19 protein-coding genes are annotated in these 21,637 nt (G+C 60.5%); 12 read left to right on the top strand and 7 right to left on the bottom strand.

The genetic code is table 11. The features are described 5' to 3' along the window. The first annotated feature begins 149 nt into the window (after positions 1 to 149). On the top strand, positions 150 to 1,478 hold the full coding sequence (locus tag DQ393_RS04680) for an aspartate aminotransferase family protein (RefSeq protein WP_112340642.1): 1,329 nt from the start codon (positions 150 to 152) through the stop codon (positions 1,476 to 1,478). 120 nt (positions 1,479 to 1,598) lie between these two features. Then, on the top strand, positions 1,599 to 3,296 hold the full coding sequence (gene ade / locus DQ393_RS04675) for an adenine deaminase (protein WP_112340641.1): 1,698 nt from the start codon (positions 1,599 to 1,601) through the stop codon (positions 3,294 to 3,296). Here ade and DQ393_RS04670 read toward each other — a convergent pair whose 3' ends face one another. Continuing rightward, positions 3,297 to 4,943 (bottom strand): alpha-glucosidase family protein, encoded by a 1,647-nt coding sequence (locus tag DQ393_RS04670; RefSeq protein ID WP_112340640.1) that lies wholly within the window; start codon positions 4,941 to 4,943, stop codon positions 3,297 to 3,299. A gap of 291 nt (positions 4,944 to 5,234) precedes the next feature. Between DQ393_RS04670 and DQ393_RS04665 the strand changes: the two genes are divergently transcribed. From DQ393_RS04665 to DQ393_RS04630, 8 genes are all read left to right on the top strand, one after another. Next, positions 5,235 to 6,815 (top strand): peptide ABC transporter substrate-binding protein, encoded by a 1,581-nt coding sequence (locus DQ393_RS04665; RefSeq protein WP_112340639.1) that lies wholly within the window; start codon positions 5,235 to 5,237, stop codon positions 6,813 to 6,815. 49 nt (positions 6,816 to 6,864) lie between these two features. Further along, entirely contained in the window at positions 6,865 to 7,788 is a 924-nt protein-coding gene (locus DQ393_RS04660) for an ABC transporter permease subunit (RefSeq protein WP_112340638.1), read from the top strand. Further along, entirely contained in the window at positions 7,785 to 8,702 is a 918-nt protein-coding gene (locus tag DQ393_RS04655; protein WP_069612725.1) for an ABC transporter permease subunit, read from the top strand. The genes DQ393_RS04660 and DQ393_RS04655 overlap by 4 nt, the downstream gene beginning before the upstream one ends. A 1-nt stretch (position 8,703) precedes the next feature. Continuing rightward, complete coding sequence (locus DQ393_RS04650) at positions 8,704 to 9,699, top strand: ABC transporter ATP-binding protein (protein ID WP_112340637.1); 996 nt, start codon at positions 8,704 to 8,706, stop codon at positions 9,697 to 9,699. Further along, entirely contained in the window at positions 9,692 to 10,678 is a 987-nt protein-coding gene (locus tag DQ393_RS04645) for an ABC transporter ATP-binding protein (RefSeq protein WP_112340636.1), read from the top strand. The genes DQ393_RS04650 and DQ393_RS04645 overlap by 8 nt, the downstream gene beginning before the upstream one ends. A gap of 100 nt (positions 10,679 to 10,778) precedes the next feature. Beyond that, positions 10,779 to 11,696 carry a sugar kinase gene (locus tag DQ393_RS04640; RefSeq protein WP_112340635.1) on the top strand — a complete coding sequence of 306 codons (918 nt, stop codon included), beginning with the start codon at positions 10,779 to 10,781 and terminating at the stop codon, positions 11,694 to 11,696. A gap of 123 nt (positions 11,697 to 11,819) precedes the next feature. Continuing rightward, positions 11,820 to 12,920: a glycosyltransferase family 4 protein gene (locus tag DQ393_RS04635; RefSeq protein WP_112340634.1), complete on the top strand. Its 1,101-nt coding sequence runs from the start codon at positions 11,820 to 11,822 to the stop codon at positions 12,918 to 12,920. Positions 12,921 to 13,189: 269 nt separating this feature from the next. Next, positions 13,190 to 13,630, top strand: a complete 441-nt coding sequence (locus DQ393_RS04630; protein ID WP_112340633.1) for a MarR family winged helix-turn-helix transcriptional regulator — start codon at positions 13,190 to 13,192, stop codon at positions 13,628 to 13,630. 34 nt (positions 13,631 to 13,664) lie between these two features. On the opposite strand, the gene der is transcribed toward DQ393_RS04630, so the two are convergent. From der to DQ393_RS04615, 3 genes are all read right to left on the bottom strand, one after another. Further along, a complete protein-coding gene (der, locus tag DQ393_RS04625; protein WP_112340632.1) occupies positions 13,665 to 15,092 on the bottom strand; it encodes a ribosome biogenesis GTPase Der in 1,428 nt (475 codons plus the stop codon). An 11-nt stretch (positions 15,093 to 15,103) separates the two neighbouring features. Continuing rightward, positions 15,104 to 15,787 (bottom strand): tetratricopeptide repeat protein, encoded by a 684-nt coding sequence (locus DQ393_RS04620; RefSeq protein ID WP_112340631.1) that lies wholly within the window; start codon positions 15,785 to 15,787, stop codon positions 15,104 to 15,106. A 97-nt stretch (positions 15,788 to 15,884) separates the two neighbouring features. Continuing rightward, a complete protein-coding gene (locus tag DQ393_RS04615) occupies positions 15,885 to 16,466 on the bottom strand; it encodes an NnrU family protein (protein WP_112340630.1) in 582 nt (193 codons plus the stop codon). A 177-nt stretch (positions 16,467 to 16,643) separates the two neighbouring features. Here DQ393_RS04615 and DQ393_RS04610 point away from each other — a divergent pair, with 177 nt between their 5' ends. Then, the gene (locus tag DQ393_RS04610) at positions 16,644 to 17,624 is read left to right on the top strand and encodes a polysaccharide deacetylase (protein WP_112340629.1); all 981 of its coding nucleotides are present in this window, start codon (positions 16,644 to 16,646) and stop codon (positions 17,622 to 17,624) included. A gap of 190 nt (positions 17,625 to 17,814) precedes the next feature. On the opposite strand, the gene sbmA is transcribed toward DQ393_RS04610, so the two are convergent. Then, positions 17,815 to 19,080 carry a peptide antibiotic transporter SbmA gene (gene sbmA / locus DQ393_RS04605; RefSeq protein WP_112340628.1) on the bottom strand — a complete coding sequence of 422 codons (1,266 nt, stop codon included), beginning with the start codon at positions 19,078 to 19,080 and terminating at the stop codon, positions 17,815 to 17,817. Positions 19,081 to 19,507: 427 nt separating this feature from the next. Here sbmA and DQ393_RS04600 point away from each other — a divergent pair, with 427 nt between their 5' ends. After that, entirely contained in the window at positions 19,508 to 20,092 is a 585-nt protein-coding gene (locus tag DQ393_RS04600) for a PadR family transcriptional regulator (protein ID WP_112340726.1), read from the top strand. A gap of 113 nt (positions 20,093 to 20,205) precedes the next feature. On the opposite strand, the gene map is transcribed toward DQ393_RS04600, so the two are convergent. Both map and DQ393_RS04590 read right to left on the bottom strand, forming a co-directional pair. Then, positions 20,206 to 20,958: a type I methionyl aminopeptidase gene (gene map / locus DQ393_RS04595; RefSeq protein WP_112340627.1), complete on the bottom strand. Its 753-nt coding sequence runs from the start codon at positions 20,956 to 20,958 to the stop codon at positions 20,206 to 20,208. Between the two features lie 138 nt (positions 20,959 to 21,096). Further along, positions 21,097 to 21,609, bottom strand: coding sequence for a GNAT family N-acetyltransferase (locus DQ393_RS04590; RefSeq protein ID WP_112340626.1), 513 nt, complete (start codon positions 21,607 to 21,609; stop codon positions 21,097 to 21,099). Positions 21,610 to 21,637: the final 28 nt, after the last annotated feature.

Raw genomic sequence — 21,637 nt, 5'->3', positions numbered from 1 at the left:
ACCATCGATCCAGAGCCTCCCTCTTTGGGGCCCCATCTTTGCCTTGACGCAAAAAGGCCGGCTGATAATTTGACCAGGCAGTAAATATAATCACGTGGCGCAGCGCCGCGATCGGGAAAATGGCCCCCGAATGGCCGTTGGAGAACAGCATGTCGGACCGTTTGAATGCCACCCCTAATGATTTGCGCGCCTTCTGGATGCCGTTTACCGCCAACCGGCAGTTCAAGAAGGAACCGCGCCTGTTCGTCAGCGCCAAGGATATGTATTACACCACCCATGACGGCCGCCAGGTTCTGGATGGAACCGCCGGCCTGTGGTGCGTAAATGCCGGACACTGCCGCCCAAAGATCACCGAGGCGATCCGCCAGCAGGCCGGCGAGCTCGATTATGCCCCCGCCTTTCAGCTCGGCCATCCCAAGGCTTTCGAGCTGGCGAACCGCTTGGTCGATATCGCGCCTGACGGCCTGGATCATGTCCTCTATACCAATTCCGGCTCTGAATCGGTCGAGACGGCCCTGAAGGTCGCCCTTGCCTATCACCGCGTGAAGGGCAACGGCTCGCGCTTCCGCCTTATCGGCCGCGAGCGCGGCTACCACGGCGTCAATTTCGGCGGTATTTCCGTCGGCGGCATCGTCACCAACCGCAAGATGTTCGGCACGCTGCTGACTGGCGTCGATCACATGCCGCACACGCATCTCCCCGGCAAGAACAGCTTCACCCGCGGCGAGCCGGAGCATGGCGGCGATATCGCCAGCGAACTGGAACGCATCGTTACGCTGCATGATGCATCGACCATCGCAGCCGTCATCGTCGAGCCGGTGGCCGGCTCCACCGGCGTCCTCATTCCGCCAAAGGGCTACCTGCAGAAGCTGCGCGACATCTGCACAAAGCACGGCATCCTCTTGATCTTCGACGAGGTTATCACCGGTTTCGGCCGCCTCGGCACTCCTTTTGCCGCCCAATATTACGATGTGAAGCCGGATATCATCACGACAGCCAAGGGCCTGACCAATGGCGTCATCCCGATGGGCGCGGTCTTCGTGACCTCGGAGATCCATGACGCCTTCATGCAGGGACCCGAGCATATGATCGAGTTCTTCCACGGCTACACCTACTCCGGCAATCCGATCGCCTCGGCCGCAGCGCTTGCGACGCTCGACACCTACAAGGAAGAAGGGCTGCTCACGCGCGCGGCCGAACTTTCCGATTACTGGGCCGATGCCCTGCATTCCCTGAAGGACTGCCCAAACGTCATCGACATCAGAAACACCGGCCTGATCGGCGCCATCGAGCTCGACCCCATCGCCGGCGAGCCGACCAAGCGCGCCTTCACCGCTTTCCTGAAGGCCTACGAAAAGGGCCTGCTGATCCGTACCACCGGCGACATCATCGCGCTCTCCCCGCCGCTGATCATCGAAAAACATCATATCGACGAGCTGTTCGGCAAGCTCCGCGAGATCTTACAGAATAATATCTAGGTCGCTTTTCATAGATCACGATACGATCGGCGAACTCGAAGAGTTCCCTCTCCCCGTGCAACGGGGAGAGGGCTACGGTGAGGGGCTATCCCGAATCACGGCAAATGCAGGAAAAACACCATGACCACCAAACTCGAACGCTATATCGACCAGGGCGTTGGCCGGGAGCCTGCGGACATTGTTCTCAAGAACGGACGTTTCTTCGATCTGGTGACGGGAGAGCTGGTGGCCTCGGACATCGCCATCTGCGGTGACCGTATCGTCGGGACCTGCGGCGATTATCCCGGTCGTGAGGAAATCGATATCGCCGGCCGCATCGTCGTACCAGGCTTCATCGACACCCATCTTCACATCGAATCCTCGCTGGTGACCCCGCTCGAATTCGACCGCTGCGTCCTCCCCTATGGCGTGACCACCGCCATCTGCGATCCGCATGAGATCGCCAATGTGCTCGGCACCGAAGGCATACGCTACTTCCTCGACTGTTCGCTGGAAACCATCATGGATATCCGCGTCCAGCTTTCCTCATGCGTGCCGGCAACGCATCTGGAGACCTCGGGCGCCGATCTGCCGATCGAGACGCTCCTGCCCTTCCGCAACCACCCGAAGGTGATCGGCCTTGCCGAATTCATGAACTTCCCCGGCGTGATCCACAAGGATCCCGTCTGCATGGCGAAGCTCGAAGCCTTCCAGGATGGCCATATCGACGGCCATGCTCCCCTGCTGCGCGGCAACGATCTCAACGGCTATCTCGCGGCCGGCATCCGCACCGAGCATGAATCGACCACGGCAGAAGAGGCGCTGGAAAAGATCCGCAAGGGCATGCATATCCTCGTGCGTGAGGGCTCCGTCTCCAAGGATCTGCACGCGCTGATGCCTATTATAACCGAGCGCCTGTCGCCTCATCTGGCGCTCTGCACCGACGACCGCAACCCGCTCGACATCGCCGAACAGGGTCACCTCGATTACATGATCCGCACGGCGATTGCCCACGGCGTCGAGCCCCTGGCGATCTACCGCGCCGCCTCGATCTCAGCCGCGCGCGCCTTTGGTCTGCGCGATCGCGGCTTGGTGGCGCCCGGCTGGCGCGCGGATCTTGTCGTCATCGACAGCCTGGAAAGCTGCAAGGCCGAGATCGTCTTCTCCGCAGGCCGCCGCGTTGCCCCCGAACTCTTCGCGACCCGTAATTCCGTCGCCCCCGTCGGCCTCGACAGCGTCAAGGCCCGCCCGATCAACGCCGCCGATTTCGGCGTGCCGGTAACGGAAGGCGAAACCTCGGTCATCGGCGTGACGCCTGGCAAGATTATCACCCAACATCGCCGCTATCGCCTGCCGGCCAAGGGCAACCAGACCGATATCGACCTCGGCAACGATATCATCAAGGTCGCCGTCATCGAGCGGCACGGCAAGAACGGCAACCACGCAAACGGTTTCGTCCAGGGTTTCGGCTTGAAGAAAGGCGCGATCGCCTCCACCGTAGGCCATGACAGCCACAATATCTGCGTCGTCGGCGTCAATGAAGATGACATGGCGTTCGCCGCCAACCGCCTCAGCGATATCAATGGCGGCTTCGTCGTCGTCGAGGATGGCGTCGTGACCGGTGAAATCGCCCTGCCCGTCGCCGGCCTGATGAGCCTCGAGCCTTATGAAAGCGTGCGCGATACGCTGCACCATCTGCGCCAGGCAGCCTATGCCCTTGGCGCGACGCTGGAAGAGCCCTTCCTGCAGCTCGCCTTCCTACCCCTGCCCGTCATCCCGCATCTGAAGATATCGGATAAAGGCCTGGTCGATGTCGACAAGTTCATATTGATCGGCTGATCAGGTGAGCTTGCAGCAATAGACGTCCAATGCGGCAAGCGCCACCGCCGATCCTGCATCCGCCGTACCGAACCCCGGCACGACGATAGTTTTACCGAGCTTGACATCCTCGGGCAAAGCGACCTTCACCGGCGTGCGCGAGAGATTGAAAACGAACAGCAGCGTCTCGCCGCCCTTGGAACGTGTGAAGGCAAGGACATGTTCCTCGGTATCGAGAAAGGTCATATCGCCGTCACGCAGGGCGGCGTACTCTGCGCGGAAGGCCAGCGTCTGCCGGTAATGATGCAGCACGGAATCTTCGTCCGCCTCCTGCTTGTCGACCGCAAGCGCTGCGTGCTGGTAGGGAACCGGCAGCCAGGATTTGTCGGCGGTGGTGAAGCCGGCATGGGCGCGGCTGGCTTCCCAGGGCATCGGCGTGCGGCAGCCGTCGCGCCCCTTGAAGGCCGGCCAGAAGCGAATGCCGTAGGGATCGCGCAGATCCTCGAAGGCAAGCTCCGCTTCGGGCAAGCCGAGCTCTTCTCCCTGATAGAGGCAGATCGAGCCGCGCAGGGTTGATAGCAGTGAAATCGCGAGCTTCGCGACGCGCGGCTGCTCTTCCTCCGTCTCCGCAAAGCGGCTGACATGGCGTTTGACGTCATGGTTGGAGAAAGCCCAGCAGACCCAGCCATCGGCGACATTATCCTGAAAATCGCCGACGCAACGGCGGAAATGCGCCGGAGTGAAATCCGGCCCCAGCAGATCGAAGGTATAGCACATATGCAGCTTGTCGCCGCCGCTGGTATAGGCGGCTACGGTCTGCAGCGAGCGCGCGCCATCCCCCACTTCGCCGACGGTCGCGCGATCCTCATATTGGTCGAGCAAGGCCCGGAACCGCTTCAGGAAGCCGATATTCTCCGGCTGCGTCTTGTCGTAGAGATGGTTCTGCATCCCGTAAGGGTTGCTCTCGGGGGCATCGAGCCCGCCCGTTGCGACAAGCGCCGGCGGATTGTCCCGCAACTTCCTATCGCAGAAATAGTAGTTGACCGTATCCAGGCGGAAGCCGTCGACGCCGCGGTCGAGCCAGAATTTCACCGCCGCCAGCACCGCATCCTGAACCTCCGGATTGTGGAAATTCAGGTCAGGCTGCGAGGTGAGGAAATTGTGCTGGTAATATTGCCGGCGCACGCCGTCCCATTCCCAGCCGGGGCCGCCGAAGATCGACAGCCAGTTGTTGGGTGCCGTGCCGTCCGGCTTCGGATCGGCCCAGACATACCAGTCCGCCTTGGGATTGTCGCGGCTTGCCCGGCTCTCCACGAACCAGGGATGCCGGTCCGATGTATGCGAAATGACCTGGTCGATGATGACCTTGAGGCCGAGTTCATGCGCCGCAGCCATCATCTCGTCGAAGTCGGCAAGCGTGCCGAAGATCGGATCGACGTCGCAATAATCGGCGACGTCATAGCCCATATCGGCCATCGGCGAGGTGAAGAACGGTGCCAGCCAGATCGCATCGACACCCAATGCGGCAATATGAGGCAGGCGGCGGGTAATTCCCTTGATGTCGCCGAGCCCATTGGCATCCGTATCCTGAAACGACCGCGGGTAGACCTGATAGATCACGGCCCCGCGCCACCAATCGGCTCCCGCCGCTTTATTCGTCGATTTCATCAAATGGCCTCGATATCGCATCGGCCCCTCAGTTTGCACACTCCGCCGCAAGCGGCAAGCTGCAATCCGCCGCGTGCCAAACTCGGCTACCTGGGCGGGTAAATTCGCAGTATCAATTTTAGAGAATTACCAATATGAAAATTCACACACTAAGCAAGCCTTACTCTTTTGGGCTTGAAAGCGACGTCGCTTTCGATAACTTCGCGCATTGACCTGCACGTACAGGTCACCTGCGGATCAAAAACACCCTTGTAAAACAAGGACAAGAACTCCAGAAAGGTGGGAAAACATATGGCGCATATCACCAGAAAATTTATCGCTGCGGCTTTCGTCAGCACGATATTGAGCGTTTCGGCGCATGCCGCGACCCTCAATATCCACAACGGCGGCGACCCGACTTCGCTCGATCCGCAAAAAATTTCCGGCGATTGGGAGAACCGCATCGACGGCGATATCTTCGAAGGGCTGGTGACCGAAGATCCTAAGGACAACCCAATTCCCGGCCAGGCTGCAAGCTGGACTATTTCTCCCGATCAGAAGGTGTATACCTTCAAGCTTCGCGACGGCATCAAATGGTCGGATGGCCAACCGGTGACGGCTCAGGACTTCGTCTTTGCCTTCCAGCGCCTGATGGATCCGAAGACCGCGGCCCAATACGCCTATCTGCAATACACCATCCTGAATGCGGAAAAGATCAACAAGGGTGAAATCAAGGATCCGACCCAGCTCGGCGTGAAGGCGATCGACGACAAGACGCTGGAAATCACGCTTGAAAACCCGACACCCTACTTCCTCAACGCCTTGATGCACTACACAGCCTATCCGCTGCCGAAGCACGTTGTGGAAGCCAAGGGCGACCAATGGGTCAAGATCGGCAATATCGTCACCAACGGCCCATACAAGCCCACCGAATGGGTGCCTGGTTCGCATGTCAGCATGGTCAAGAGCGACCAGTATTACGGCGCCAAGGACATCAAGATCGACAACGTCAACTACTATACGCTGGAAGACCAGGCCGCCGCCCTGAAGCGCTATCGCGCCGGCGAATTCGATATTCTGACCTCCTTCCCGGCCGACCAGTATGACTGGATCCAGAAGAACCTTCCCGGCCAGGCGCATGTGGTGCCGTTCCTTGGCACCTACTATTACGTCGTGAACGCCACCAAGCCGCCCTTCAACGACAAGCGCGTCCGTCAGGCTCTCTCCATGGCCGTCAACCGCGAAGTCATCGGCCCGAAGATCCTCGGCACAGGCGAACTGCCGATGTATTCCTGGGTACCGCCGGGCACCGCCAATTACGGCACGCCGGCTTATGTCAGCTGGAAGGACGAGCCCTACAAGCAGAAGGTCGAAGAGGCCAAGAAGCTCTTGAAGGAAGCAGGCTTCGGCCCCGATCATCCGCTGAAGGCTCAGCTGCGCTACAACACCAACGACAACCACAAGCGCATCGCAGTTGCGATCGCCGCCATGTGGAAGCCGCTCGGCGTCGATATCGAGCTCTACAACACCGAAACCAAGGTGCATTACGATGAAATGCAGCGCGGTGAGGTGCAGATCGGCCGTGCCGGCTGGCTCGCCGACTACAACGACCCGATCAACTTCCTGAACCTGCTCTCCACCGGCGTCGAAATGAACTACGGCCGCTGGAGCAACAAGGACTACGATGCTCTGATCAAGCAGGGCAATGAAGAAACCGATCTCAAGAAGCGCGCCGAAATCTACAAGAAGGCCGAGCAACTGGCCCTCGACGACAGCGCCGCGATCCCGATCTACTACTACGTTTCCCAGAACATCGTCGCCCCGAAGGTCCAGGGCTTCGTCGACAATATCCAGGACATCCACCGCACGCGCTGGCTGTCGATCAAAGAATAATTGGGAACAGGCCCCTCCCGGACACAATCGGGAGGGGCCGTTTAAGATCATGTTTGGCTATGCTCTCCGTCGTTTGCTGTCGACAATCCCCGTCTTGTGGATTGCCGTGACAGTGTGTTTTTTCATTCTGCGCCTCGCTCCCGGCGGCCCCTTCGATGGCGAAAGGCCATTGCCGCCGGAAGTCAAAGCCAACCTCGCGGCTCACTACAACCTCGACAAGCCCCTGGTTGAGCAATACCTGATCTATGTCGGCGACGTCATGAAGGGCGATCTTGGCCCCTCCTTCGCCAATCAGGACTTCACCGTCACCCAGCAGATCATGTCCGGCTTCCCCTATACGCTGACCATCGGCGGCGCCGCTTTCGTGCTCGCGACCATCGTCGGCATCTTCATAGGCTGTCTTGGGGCGCTCTATCAAAACCGCGCGGCCGATTACTGGCTGGGCGGCGGTCTCCTCATTGGCCTGGTCATGCCGAGCTTCCTCATCGCTCCCATCCTGCAGCTCATCTTCGGCAACACGCTCGGCTGGCTGCCGGTCGGCGGCTGGGGCGACGGCTCGATCAAGTTCCTGATCCTGCCCATTATCGTCCTGACGCTGCCGCACGCGGCCCGCATCTCCCGCCTGATGCGCGGCTCGATGATCGAGGTGATGGGCCAGAACTTCATCCGCACCGCCAAGGCCAAAGGCATCGGCCCGCGACTGACGATCATGCGCCACGCGCTGAAGCCGGCCATGATGCCCGTCGTCTCCTATCTCGGACCCGCGGCAAGCTATCTCCTCACCGGCTCGCTGGTGGTCGAAAGCATCTTCGGCCTCCCCGGCGTCGGCCGCTACTTCGTCGGCGCGGCGCTGAACCGCGACTACGGCATGGTCCTCGGCACGGTCATTTTCTACATGGTCCTGATCGTGGTCCTCAATCTGCTGGTCGACATCGCCTATGCCTGGCTCGACCCGAAAGTGAGAATGCGATGATCCTCAATTCCGCCAAGAGAGAATTGCTGGAAGCGGAATTGCTTTCGGCAGAGGGGCTAGCACCCAAGGGGCGTTCCCTCACCGGCGATGCGATGCGTCGTCTCCTGCGCAACAAGGCGGCAGCACTTTCGCTGGTCATACTGGCCGTGCTGGTTCTGGTCGCTATATTCGGCCCGTATTTCCTGCCCTTCAATTATGAGGATCCGGACTGGACGTCGTTCCGCGGCGCTCCGGACTTCGCCGCTGGCCACTATTTCGGCACGGACGGCAATGGCCGCGATCTGCTGGCGCGCACACTCTACGGCACGCGCGTCTCGCTAACGGTCGCACTTGTTGCGACCCTCGTCTCGGTCGTCATCGGCGTGCTTTACGGCGCCGTCGCCGGCTATTTCGGTGGTCGCGTCGACGCGATCATGATGCGCTTCGTCGATATCATGTACGCCCTGCCCTACGTCCTCTTCGTCATCCTGCTGATGGTGATCTTCGGCCGTAACGTCTATCTCCTGTTTGCGGCGATCGGTGCACTGGAGTGGCTCACCATGGCCCGTATCGTGCGCGGCCAGACGCTGTCGATCAAGCAGCGGGAATTCATCGAGGCCGCACGCGCTTCAGGCCAGCGGTCGTTCAAGATCATCCTAAAACACATCGTGCCGAACCTCGTCGGTCCGGTCGTCATCTACGCGACGCTCACCATTCCCGAAATCATCGCGACCGAGAGCTTCCTCTCCTATCTCGGCTTCGGCGTTCAGGAGCCGCTGACGTCTCTCGGCACATTGATTGCTGAAGGCTCTGCGGGCATGGAGACGACGCCCTGGCTGCTGTTCTTCCCGGCCGGTTTCCTGGTCGCGCTGCTGATGAGCCTGCTCTTCATCGGCGACGGTCTGCGCGACGCATTCGATCCGAAGGATCGCTGACATGACAGACACCCTTCTCGAACTCAAAGACTATTCCATCACCTTCCGCACGCCTGAAGGCGAAGTGGCGGCGGTCTCGAAGATGAACCTCAAGATCGGCCGCGGCGAGCGCATCGCCATCGTCGGTGAATCCGGCTCCGGCAAGAGCCAGACCTTCCTCGGCCTGATGGGCCTGCTCGCCAAGAACGGCCGCACCAGCGGCCAGGCGCTGCTCGACGGCAAGGATCTGCTGACGCTGAAGCCGCGCGAACTCGACCATGTGCGCGGCAAGGATATGGCCATGGTCTTCCAGGACCCGATGACCGCGCTTAACCCGTCGCTGCGCATATCGCGGCAATTGACGGAGCAGCTCGAGGTCCATGGCGGCCTGACGGCGCGCGCAGCCTCGGCAGCAGCACTCGACATGCTGAAGCGTGTCGGCATCCCCGACCCGACCCGTCGCTTCAACCTCTATCCGCACGAGCTTTCGGGCGGCATGCGCCAGCGCATCGTCATCGCCATGGCGCTGCTCACCAAGCCGAAGCTGCTCATCGCCGACGAGCCGACGACCGCGCTCGACGTGACGATCCAGGCGCAGATCCTCGATCTCTTCAATGAGCTGACGGCGGAAATGCACACGGCGCTCGTCATGATCACCCATGACCTCGGTGTCGTCGCCGGCCTCGCCGATCGCGTTGCCGTCATGTATGCCGGCCGTATCGTCGAGGAAGCGCCGGTGGAGGAGCTGTTCGAAAGTCCGGCTCATCCCTATACGGCGGCGCTTCACTCGGCGATCCCGAGGCCCGACCAGGATGTCGACGATCTCACCGTCATCCCTGGACGGCCGCCGAACCTGATGCACCTGCCGCGCGGCTGTGCCTTCTCGCCACGCTGCGCGCATGTGCAGGACGACTGTCTGGATGCGGCGCCGCCGCTCGATCCGCTGGCGCCACGCCGTTGCGCGGCCTGCTTCCATCCCCTTTCGGCTAATCAGGAACGGAGCCTCGTCCATGGCTGAGCAAACGCTTCTGAAGGTCGAGCATCTGACGACCGAATTCGAGTTGCCATCGAAATCCCTCTTCAAACCGCCGATGATCCTGACTGCGGTCAACGATGTCAGCTTCGAGCTGAAGACCGGCCGGACGCTCGGCATCGTCGGTGAATCCGGCTGCGGCAAGTCCACGCTCGGCCGCTCCATCCTGCGGCTGATCAAGGCGCAGAAGGGCCGCATCCTCTGGCAGGGCAGCAACCTTCTCGATCTCACCGACGAAGAGATGCGCGCCGCACGCCGTGACATGCAGATCATCTTCCAGGACCCGATCGCCTCGCTCGATCCGCGCATGACCGTCGGCGACATCATCGCCGAGCCGCTGACCGTCTTCGAACCGAAATTGACCCGGGCGCAGCGGCAGGATCGCGTCCGCGAAATCATGGCGGCGGTCGGCCTCGTTCCCGAGATGATCAACCGCTACCCGCATGAGTTCTCGGGCGGACAGGCGCAGCGCATCGGCATCGCCCGTGCCGTCATCACCCGGCCGAAGCTCATCATCTGCGACGAACCGGTTTCAGCCCTCGATGTCTCGATCCAGGGACAGGTCATCACGCTTCTGCGCCGCCTGCGCAAGGAGTTCGGCCTCACCCTGATCTTCATCAGCCATGACCTCTCGGTCGTGCGCCTGATCTCGGACGACGTGCTGGTGCTCTATCTCGGCAAGGTGGTGGAAGCGGGCGAAGCCGCGACGGTCTTCGATCATCCGGCCCACCCGTATACGCAGGCGCTGTTCTCCGCCGCACCTATTCCGGATCCAAAGCTGGCGCGCGGCCGCGAGCGCATCCGCCTGCAGGGCGACCCGCCCTCGCCGCTCAATCCGCCGCCGGGCTGCGTCTTCTCGCCCCGCTGCTGGAAGGCGACGGATATCTGCCGCACGAAGATGCCACCGACCGAGCACGTGCGCCCAGGCCAGACGGCGGCCTGCTATCACATGGACCGGCCGTAAAGCAGATCCAGCAAAAGTGGGCGGCGGCAGCCGCCGTCCACCTTGCCCCCGCCGCCGCTTGCGCGTATGCAGCACCAAGGCAAAAATGCGGGAGGCAGTCTTGGGCGGGCGTTTTCTATCGATTGGCGAATGCATGGTGGAACTGTCGCAAGCCGATGACGGACACCTGCGCAAGGGCTTTGCCGGCGACACGTTCAACACCGCCTGGTATGCCCGCGCCTGCCTGCCGGCAGACTGGTCGATCGACTATTTCACCGCACTCGGCGACGACGCCATGTCCGACGAAATGATCGCCTTCATGGCCGGCGCCGGCATCGGCACAGCAAGTATCCGCCGCCTTCGCGGCAAGACGCCCGGCCTCTACATGATCAATCTGAAGGACGGGGAACGCTCTTTCAGCTATTGGCGCGACAGCTCCGCCGCCCGCCAGCTCGCCGCCGACGGCGACGCCTTGCGCACTGCAATCGAGGCATCCGACGTCCTCTATTTCTCCGGTATCACGCTGGCGATCCTGTCGCGCGAAGACGCTTTCACCCTGCTGGCGGAACTGCGCCGCGCCAAGGCGGCCGGCAAGCTCGTCGCCTTCGATCCGAACCTGCGTCCGCGCCTATGGTCGAGCCTGGATGCCATGCACACCATGATCGCGGAAGGCGCACGCGCGGCAACACTCGTCATGCCGAGCTTTGACGACGAGGCTGTGCATTTCGGCGACGATTCCATTGCCACCACCATTCGCCGTTACCGGCAGTACGGCGCCAACATGGTCGTCGTCAAGAATGGCGCTGAAGGTGCGACCATCGGCGATGGCATCGACGAGACACTCGTTCCCGCGGTCAAGGTCGCCAAGGTCATCGATACCACCAGCGCCGGCGACAGTTTCAACGGCGCATTTCTGGCGCATTATCTGCAGCATCAGGATGCGGTTGCCGCCGCCGGCTTCGCCGCCGAAATCGCGGCGAAGGTCATTCGGGAATACGGCGCGCTCGTTTCTCCGCAGAAGCTGAAAGTCGCCAAATAGACACTGTAATATTTCCATCATGGACACGCCTCACAATAGAGTGGGCGCGGGAATCATGTTTGAAACACCGCAATCGCTGGCACCGTCATCACGAGGATGCGGTGCGGATGGACTGTTTTGGGCATGTTGCAACGCTTGTCGGACATCGATCAAACCACCTGGACCCAGGCGGCGACACCTGTCGCAGTACCCGAACGCCTGCTTATTGTCAGCGATGCCTGGCATCCGCAGGTCAACGGCGTCGTCCGTTCGATCGAGAACACCAATCGCGAACTGACCCGCATGGGGATCGAAGTCTCCATGATTACGCCGGACGGCTTTCGCAATATCCCTTGCCCCACCTATCCAGAAATCCGGCTTTCGATCGCCAGCTATCGCAAGGTCGCTTCGAGAATAGAGGCGATGCGGCCGACCTATGTGCACATTGCCACGGAAGGCCCGCTTGGGCTGACAGCGCGGCGCTGGTGTCTGCGAAACGGCATGCCCTTTTCCACGAGCTATCATACCCGCTTTCCCGAGTATGTGGCCGCCCGCCTGCCGATACCGCAAAGCTGGCTCTATGCTTTCGTCAAATGGTTTCACAACGCCGGCTACGGCTGCATGGTGGCGACACCAAGTCTTGCAAACGAGCTCAGGCAGCGCGGCATTCATAATCTGCTGCCATGGAGCCGTGGCATCGACTCCTCGCTGTTTCGACCGCAGCCCCAGGAAGACAATCCCTTCGGTCTGCCCCGCCCGATCTTCATGACCGTCGGCCGCGTGGCGCTTGAAAAAAACCTGCCGGCCTTTCTCGATCTCGACCTGCCCGGATCGAAAGTAGTGGTCGGCGACGGTCCCGCGCGGGCGGACCTGCAGAAGCTCTATCCCGATGTGCATTTTCTGGGAGCCAAATTCGGCGAGGAACTGGCGCATGCCTATTCCCAAGCCGACGTCTTTGTCTTTCCGTCGAAGACCGACACGTTCGGCAATGCCATTCTGGAAGCGCTGGCAAGCGGCGTCCCGGTTGCAGCCTATCCCGTCACCGGGCCTGCGGATATTCTCGCCGGCGACAGGGCAGCCGGCGTCGTGGATGCCGATCTGGCAACGGCCTGCCTTGCCGCCCTCTCCTGCTCGCGCGAGGCGGCCCGTTCCCTGGCGCTCAGCTATTCCTGGGAAGCCGCCACCACACAGTTCATCGGCAACGTCCGGATCGCCAACCACCGGGGTCGGGCTCATAAGCATTGAGCCCCCACTTCATTTGGGTTCGATATTGAATCCTTTGTCATCCTGCGCCAGATAACCGAGAGCGCCCACCCGTGATCGCAAGCCCGAGCGTCTGGCCAGCGGATCTCGTTGCACCTGCCATAGGGGTGGATGTGGCTGCCGGGCTGGAAGTGCGCCGCCATCCGAAGCCGGCTTTTCAAATCCCGAAGAAATCCGTAGCTCCAGCGCCTTTTTAGGTGTACAATTATTTATCGCACGATCTACATAAGACTTCTCAGGGAGGACTTGAGATGACCGACGACCTGTTAAAGCTGGATAACTTCATCTGCTTCGCCCTCTATTCGGCCAACCACGCCATGAATCGGCTATACAAGCCGATGCTTGATGCGCTCAATCTCACCTATCCGCAATATCTCGTCATGGTGACATTATGGGAAGAGGATGGCCAGACCGTCGGTGGCATCGGCGAAAAGCTGTTCCTGGAATCGAGCACGCTGACGCCGCTTTTGAAGCGCCTGGAAGCCGCCGGCTTCATTCAGCGCATCCGCAGCAAGGAAGATGAGCGACAAGTGCTGATCCACCTTACCGACGAAGGCAAAGCGCTGAAAAAGAAGGCGGCAACAGTTCCCCCGTGCATTCTGGATGCTACGGAGCAAACGCCTGACGAACTGACACGTCTGAAGGCGGAAATCACGATGCTGCGCGAGGCGCTCAGCAAGAACGCAGCCTGAGCGAAGGCCATCCATCCGGCGCCGCTTGAGAAAATTACCGCTTCTTCTTGTTTTCGTAGGGGTTTTCCGACGAACGGAAATGAATGCGGATCGGCACGCCGGGCATGGCGAAATCCTCTCGCAGACCGTTGATCAGATAACGGACATAGGATTCCGGCAGGGCATCCGAGCGGGTGCAGGAAATCATGAAGGCCGGAGGCCGCGCCTTCACTTGCGTCATGTACTTCAGCTTGATGCGGCGGCCCGAGACCGCCGGTGGCGGATGCTGCACCTGCTGTGTCTCGAGCCAGCGGTTGAGACGCGCAGTCGAGACGCGCTTGTTCCAGACCTTATCTGTATCGACGATCGCCTGCATCAGGCGGTCCAACCCTTCGCCCGTCTGGCCGGCAATCGGTATGGCGCGAATGCCGCGTGCCTGCGGCAACAGCCGGTCGGTCTTTTCGCGCAGCTCGGCAAGGACGGCCTGGCGATCCTCGATCATGTCCCACTTGTTGAAGGCGAGCACGGCGGCACGTCCCTCGCGGATCACGAGATCGACGATCTGGAGGTCCTGCTTCTCGAAGGGAATGGTCGCATCGAAGACGATGACGACGGTTTCGGCAAAACGAATGGCGCGCAACGCATCGGCAACCGAGAGCTTCTCCAGCTTCTCGGTCACCTTCGCCTTGCGGCGCATACCGGCCGTATCGAACATCTTTATGGTGCGACCGCGCCAGCTCCAGTCGACGGAGATGGAATCGCGGGTGATGCCGGCTTCGGGACCGGTCAGCAGCCTGTCTTCGCCAAGGAAGCGGTTGATGAGCGTCGACTTGCCGGCATTCGGACGGCCGACGATCGCAACGCGCAGCGGCCGCGTCTCGTCATAGACGGGCTCTTCGTCGATCTCTTCGCCATCTTCGCCGACGGCAGGACGCGGAATGCTGACATTCGTCTCCGCTTCGTCTTCCTCTTCCGGGAAGGCGCGCTCAGGCCCGATCGCCTCGACGATCGCGTCACGCAGATCCATCATGCCTTGGCCGTGCTCGGCCGAGATAGGACAAGGCTCGCCAAGGCCGAGCGTATAGGCGTCATAGAAGCCGCTATCGGAGCCTCGCGCCTCGGATTTGTTGGCAACGAGCACGACAGGCCGGCCGCGCTTGCGCAGCATTTCGGCGAGCGTCTTGTCGATATGGGTCAGGCCCATCTTGGCGTCGACGACGAAGAGCGTCAGATCCGCCTCGTCGATCGCAGCCTCGGTCTGTGCGCGCATGCGACCCTGAAGTGATTCATCCTGTGCCTCTTCAAGACCGGCGGTATCGACGATACGGAAGCGCAGATCGATCAGTTTGGCGTCACCGGGGCGGCGGTCACGCGTGACGCCCGGCGTATCGTCGACAAGCGCCAGCTTCTTGCCAACCAGACGGTTAAACAGTGTGGACTTGCCGACATTCGGGCGACCGACGATCGCGACCGTGAAGCTCATTTAACGATCCTTCAGCCTTTTGCGACCGGAGCCTTGCCGGATGCCGTGATGAGATCGAGCAGCATCTGGGCGCGGTTAGCGACGTTGCGCGGGCTCTGCGGATCGTCGACGATCGCCTGGAACCACTGCCGGGCCTTGGCGAAATCGCCGGCCTTATAGGCGGCAAGGCCAAGAACGTCGCGCGCCGAATGGCGGAAGGCGTCGGCTGGCACCGCCAGTTCCTGCACCTCGGCGGCAACCTGATCGTAAGTGCCGGTGTCGACAAGAAGATAGGCGGCACGCAGACGCGCCGCATCGCGGACGACGACCGGGATATCCGTTTGCTTGCCGATCGCGGAGAAAGCGGCGATGGCGGCTGCCTTGTCGCCCTTCTGCGCCTGCAGCGTCGCGGCGCGCAACCGCGCCAGCACCGGATAGGAGCCGGGGCCGTTCTTTTCGATTGCCGTCAGCGCGGCGAGCGCTTCGTCAGTCTTGTTCTGGTCGGCCAGCGTCAGAGCTGCGATGAACTGGTCACCGCCGCTGCCGGCCTGATTGCCCGCCCAATAGCGATAGCCGCTATAGGCCGCGGTGCCGAGAACGATGAGCACGGCGCCGCCGATGATCAGCCTGCCAAAACGGCGCCATACGAACCGTAGCTGGTCCGAACGCAGTTCCTCGTTCACCTCGCGGATGAAGCTATCGTCATTGAATGCCATTCTCGTCTCCGGCCCAGGCCAAATAGTTCAAAGCTTAGGTTTAGTGGGGCCTTCTACTCCATTTTGCGGCTGATGTAAGGGGGAACGGCAGAAATCGTCACATAACGAGCGGCGAAACCCCGATAATCCACGCGTGAAGCTTCCAAATGATCAAAGCCCAGGCAATGACGCCGATGACAACGGCATAGAGATCGTATTTCGCCGAGACGAACGGACGCAGGGTGGTTTCGCCGGCGCGCTCGCGCCGCTTCAGCGAAATGCGAAGGATCACGCCCCAGGCGAGGAAAGCGGCAAAGAGCAGCATCGCGGCACCATCGCCATTGGAGAGCAGGTGCGCCAAGGCCCAGATCTTCACGGACAGCACCATCGGATGCTTCGTCCTGACGGCGATGTGCCCCGCCGGCAGCAGCGAAGCGGCAAGACAGATCATCGCGAATAGCATCAGCAGGATGGTGATATGGCTCATCCAGAAAGGCGGCGACCAGATCGGCGTCATGTCCCGCGCCTGGCCGAAGCCGTAAATGAGGATGATCAGGGTCACGATGCTTGCGATCGAATAGGCGATCTTCCAGCCGGATTCGCCAATGCTTGCGATCATCGAGCTCCGCAAGCCTGGAGCAACGACGCGGATCAGATGGATGCCGAGAAAAAGAACAATGCCAAGAATAAGCAATGCCATGAATGAAGCCCCCTACGATCTTGTAATGACATCCTTATCGGCTGTGGCAAAAAAATGCCAGCATCACCGCAGCTTCGCCGCATTTGCGCGAAAGGAAGGAGGCCATCCGGAGCACGCCATCGATATCGTAGATCGACCTTCGCAAAACCGTGCTCATCAAATCAATATTCGGTGCCCATGTTTCGCTTAGTTACCTGTTTCTCCGTTGCGTTTTCTCTTGTTCTTCCTGCCGCAGCCCATGCGGACGGCAAGCCCAGGCAACTCGTCATGATTTCCTTCGACGGCGCTCACGACAATGCGCTGTGGACCAGAAGCCGGGAAATCGCTTCGCGCAACGGCGCGCACTTCACCTACTTTCTTTCCTGCACTTTCCTGATGAACAAGGCGCAGGCCAAGGCCTATCAGGGGCCGAAACAGCGTCCAGGCAAATCGAATGTCGGCTTCGCCAAGAGCGAGGACGATGTGCGCACCCGCATCGCCAACATCTGGGGCGCCCATCTGGAGGGCCACGATATCTCCAGCCATGCCTGCGGCCATTTCGACGGCAAAGGCTGGAGTGCTGCCGACTGGAGCCAAGAATTCATGGATGCGCGCATCGCTCTTCGCGACGCCTGGAAGAATGTCGGCCTTGCCGACAAGGAACCACAGGGCTGGGAAGATTTCGCCACGAACGACGTTAGGGGATTCCGCGCGCCCTACCTTTCCACCAGCGACGGCCTTGTGCCGGCGGAGAAGGAGGCGGGCTTCCAGTATGATGCAAGCCTCGTCACCAAAGGGCCTGCCCTGCCGCAGGTGGTCGACGGCATCTACCGCTTCGGCCTGCCCTTGATCCCAGAGGGTCCGGAACACCGTCCGGTCATCGGCATGGACTACAATCTCTATGTGCGCCACTCGAAGGGCGCCGAGGACAAAGCGAACGCCAAGACCTATGAGGACCGCACCTTCGACGCCTTCGAAGCCGCCTTCAACAAGCAATATGAGGGCGAGCGCATCCCGCTGCAGCTCGGCTTCCATTTCGTCGAGATGAACGACGGCGCCTATTGGCGCGCGCTCGACCGCTTCGTCAGCGACGTCTGCCACAAGCAGGACGTCGCCTGCGTCAGCTATTCCGAAGCCATCCCGCTGATCGCCGCCAGAGGCAAGTCCCAGCAAGGATGAGGAGCCGTCGGGCTAAGCCCTCGTGGTTCGAGACGGCCTTCCAGGCCTTCCCACCATGAGGGCGCCCCTGCACAAGGCTGGATATTGAACTGGCTTCGCGCAACAACGCGCTCCATCCTCACCTGAGCTTGTCGAAGGGCGAGGATGGCCCGGATGTTCTAACCAACGAAAAGTCTACGGAGCCTTTTCATCAGCCGTCGGCGTGGATGACGCCCGCTTCACGCTCCAGATAGGTCTGATCGATCTTCGGCAGGGGCTCGTCGTCGATCGCAGCTTCGAAGGCTTTCAGACGCTTGTGGATCGACAGCAGCTCGATGATCGTGGTCCAGGAACTGACGAGATACTGGAAGGAATCGCTGACCTGCCCGAAGGCCGTCAGTATCTGCTGATAGATGCCGTAGGTGATCTTTCCCGCCACGATCGTGGGCACGAGCATGATGGTCAGGAAGATGCCATCGGCCTGAACATAGAAATAGCGGGCGATGTTGAAATACAGATAGTGAAAGTACAATCGGAAATAGTTGCGCCGCACATTGGCAAAAAGTTCCGTGACGGTTGCGGGTTGAGCGCGATCCGCATGATCCTCACCGTAGACAAGCTCTTTGCGATAGGCGGCCTCGACGCGCTGATTGCGGAAATTGAGCCCTGGCAGTTTGACACCGACAATTGCGAGCAAAAGCGTGCCGAAGACAGACCAAAACAGCGACAGCCAAAAAAGCGTATGCGGAATCTGGCCGATGACTGGCAAATCCGTGACATAGCTCGAAAGCGCGAAAAGGATCGGCAGGAAGACAATCAGCGTCATCACTGAATTGATCAGGCTGCTGCCCAAGCCCTCGAGAATTGTCGAAAATCGCATCGTGTCTTCTTGAACACGCTGGGCAGCGCCCTCGATATGCCGGAGCTTTTCCCATTTCGACATGTAGAAATTGTTCATCGCCGTACGCCAGCGGAAAATATAGTGGCTGGTGAAGAAATCCGTCATCACCAGAAGAAACATCCTCAGAAACGCCAACTGCGCAAACAGGATGAACAGATTATAGAAATCCCATGCGGTCGTCGCGCCCTGCTTGGCGAGTGCGTTCTGCAAGGTGTTGCCGAACGGCAGGCGCCAGTTGTTCAAAACGACTGCGGCCTGAACCAGAAAATAAGTTACCAGAACGATCAGCGCCGAGCCCCAGATCGACCAGTTCTTCCAGGGATGATTCCTGGCTAAAATGTGCCACGCTCCGCAGAACAGGATCACGCAAAGCAGGAAGTAGCTGTAGAACCACACATTGCTGGCGACCAAGAAAAACGTCAGGTCATACGGCTCACTGCCCTCTGGCGGCGTTACGATGCCGACGCTTGCCGCGAGATTCGCTCCAAACAAATACCAGATAGCAAGGCAAACGACGGTCCAAACCAGCAGGGACGAGAAAAACAGCTTCGGCTGTGGGAAGAACGAGTGAAACACGGGAGGCGCAGCTTTCCTATGAGGGCGGTTAAAAACCACACATGACGTCAATTTGAGGCGAGCCTAGGACAGTTCGCCGGGAGCGGCAACCGCCGGAGGCCTATTCTTACGTAGATGTAATCGCTTATCCCACGATCGTGATGCAGTTGTTCAGCTGCGAAATTTCACCTATTGGATGAATTCCTTCCCCATATGGAACGCATTCCCTTTCGGACCCTCTATTCTGACTGAGCTCCCCTTGCAGAAAACTATCTTACGATATATATCTTACGACATGACTAACGATATAAACTCTCACCCTTCAAGGAGAAACGATATGAGAGGCTTCAGAGATCGCATGTTCGGAGATGGCTTTGACATGGTCGAGGCATATATCCTACGACATGGCCGAGGCCGTGAATCGCGCGGCGAGCACAGGAGAGACTTCATGAGAGGCTTCAAGGGCGGCATGTTCGGCGGCGGGTTTCGCACCGGCCGCAAGTTCGATGCGGCCGACCTGCAGCTCATCATCCTCGCTTTGCTTTCCGAACAGCCGCGCCATGGCTATGAACTGATCAAGACCTTCGAGGACCGCTCCGGCGGCTTCTACGTGCCGAGCCCGGGCGTCATATACCCCGCCCTCACCTATCTCGAAGAGACGGGGCAGGCTGAAGTCGAGGTGAGCGGCACGAAGAAGCTCTACCGCATCACCGAAATCGGCCAGAAGCGCGTCGACGACAATCGCGATCTGGTCGAGGCAACGCTCGCCAAGCTCACCTCCATCGGCGAGAAGATGGCCCGCGTCCGCGAGGTTTTCGGCGGTGACGACGAGGACGGCCGCGACAATCCGTTCGATCGCCACGGCGCCGGTGACGTCCATCGCGCCCGCCATCTGCTGCGCTCCGCGCTTCGTTCGAAATTCCCGTGGAGCAAGGCTGAAGGCGCGCGCATCGCGGCAATCCTCGAGCGCGCCGCCGCCGATATCATCCGCGGCGAAACGAAGGGCCAGGACGAGCCGAAGGCTGACGATTGAGCGACGCATGTCGCGCAAAAGTGCGCAGCGGTTTTGCGACAACGGCATGCGCAAAATCAAAGACCTGAAGCGCGGGAAGTGAATCTGAAGGATTCGCGATGCGCTTTAGGACGTCACTTATCCGGCAATGTCAGGATGATCGGCCCGTTGCGGGTGGCGATGATGGTGTGTTCGTACTGGACCGTTGGCGCCTGCGGTTCGGCATAGAGCGTCCACGCATCGTCGCCTCCCTCCGCCCAGCTCGCGCCGAGCGAGAGAAACGGCTCGACGGTGAAGACCAGGCCATCCTCCATGATCCGCGTCTCGGAAGGGTCCGCCCAGGTGGAAACCTCGGCGGGCTCTTCATGCAGGGAGCGGCCGATGCCATGGCTGGCGAGATTGGCAATCAACGTATAGCGGTTCTTCTGCGCGAAAGCGCCGACGGCCTGCCCGATCTTCGCAAGCGGCGCACCGCTCTTCACCTGATTGAGGCCGACCCATAGCGCCCTCTTGCCGTCGCGGCAGAGGCGCTCGATCTTCGGCTTGACCGGCGGCACGGCAAAAGATGCGCCGGTATCGGAAAAGAAGCCGTCCTTCTCGGCGGAAACATCGAGATTGACCAGATCTCCCGCCTGGATCACGCGCGTTCCTGGGATGCCGTGGGCCACTTCCTCGTTGACGCTGATGCAGGTCGCGCCGGGAAACTTGTAGACCAATTCCGGTGCCGATTGCGCACCGGCATCCTCCAGCACCTTTCGGCCGATCGCGTCCAGCTCCAGCGTGGTGATGCCCGGCTCCAGTGCCGCGGCCATGGCCTGCAACGCATTGGCACAGATGCGGCCGATATCTTTCAGCTTGGTCAGTTCTTCTTCGGTCGAAACGATCATTTACGGCTTCCGGCACTCTCGCTCTCTCAGCAGCGGTTTGGCGAGAGGCTCAAGGTCGCTTTCGCCCCTTCCCTTCGCGCAGTCAATGTCTTTTTGGGCTTTCTGCCAGATAGCGCGACTTTCGAATTCCGAAAGAGCTCAGGAGCGCGGATCGTCTGCCAACAATGCCCAGCGCTCGTGGTCGCACCAGACGCCGCCGATCTTCAGATATTTCGGCGAGAACCCCTCTTTCCGGAAGCCCAGCCGCTTGACCAGCGCAATGGACGGATGGTTGCCCGGCTGGATATTGGCCTCCACGCGATGCAGGCCCACCGCATCGAATGCGTGCGCCACGGCCAGCCGAACCGCCTCCGTCATGAACCCCTGGCCGGCGAAACCTACCATGCCGTGATAGCCGAGAAAGGCGCTGCGAAAACCTCCCCAAACCATCTGGCTGATATTGACGACGCCAACGATGGCGCCGGAGCCGGGATCGCGCGCCACCAGACCCAGGTTCGGCCCCGTCACCGTCTGGCCGAACCAGGCGTCGAAACCATCGCGATCGAGGAAGGGATAGGCCCAGGGCACATGATGGGCGCGGCTGGCGATATTGGCGGCGATCAGCTCGTCCGCATCGGATTGTTTGACCGGCGCGATGATCACCTGTGGCATGGCGCGCTCCATACTTATTGAGAGACGA

It is taken from the genome of Martinezella tropici (assembly GCF_003287875.1).
GTDB lineage: Bacteria > Pseudomonadota > Alphaproteobacteria > Rhizobiales > Rhizobiaceae > Rhizobium > Rhizobium tropici_C.
Note: the sequence above shows the minus strand (reverse complement) of the source record. Positions and strands in the feature narration are given on the sequence as shown.